Here is a 577-nt window from a genome sequence, read left to right as displayed (position 1 = left end):
TTGATTGTTCCGAGCGCGGTGCGGGCGCACAGAATGACCGGCAACTGCCATTGCTCGAATATGTCGATGAACCTTGTCCGGCGGTTCAGCGGCACCATCAGCCCGCCGGCGCCTTCGATGACGAGCGGTGTCGGCAGGACCGGAAACGAAAGATCGGCAGCCTCGATCGAAACGTCGTCGATTTCGGCCGAACGATGCGGCGAAAGCGGGCTCTTCAAGCGGTAGGCTTCCGGCAGCACGCGCCCCGACGGCAGCCCGGCAAGTCGCGCAACCACCTCGCTGTCGGTCTCGCCGTCGAGGCCCGATTGCACCGGCTTCCAGTAGAAACCGTCGAGCAGGCCGGCAAGCCCGGCCGAAAACACCGTCTTGCCAATTCCGGTGTCTGTTCCGGTGATGACGATGCGCTTGGTCATGTCGCCTCCGGTCATGTCTGGGCCAACACCTCGACGAGCGCCTCGACCATGGCGGAAATGTCGGCTTCGCCGATATTGAGCGTCAGTGAGATGCGCAGCCGCGACGTGCCCTCGGGCACGGTCGGCGGACGAATGCCGCGTATGTCGAAGCCGCGGGCCTGCAG

The 577-nt window shown here is 64.5% G+C and carries 1 protein-coding gene and 1 pseudogene; both read right to left on the bottom strand.

The window, feature by feature from the left end:
* Window positions 1–413: ATP-dependent dethiobiotin synthetase BioD (bioD, locus tag NKJ84_RS33150; protein ID WP_352510026.1), on the bottom strand; the 413-nt coding region annotated here is incomplete at its 3' end.
* A gap of 11 nt (window positions 414–424) precedes the next feature.
* Window positions 425–577 (bottom strand): annotated as a pseudogene (locus NKJ84_RS33145) (8-amino-7-oxononanoate synthase); the annotation flags it as partial.

The organism is Mesorhizobium sp. M0048 (assembly GCF_040323405.1).
Lineage (GTDB): Bacteria > Pseudomonadota > Alphaproteobacteria > Rhizobiales > Rhizobiaceae > Mesorhizobium.
Note: the sequence above shows the minus strand (reverse complement) of the source record. Positions and strands in the feature narration are given on the sequence as shown.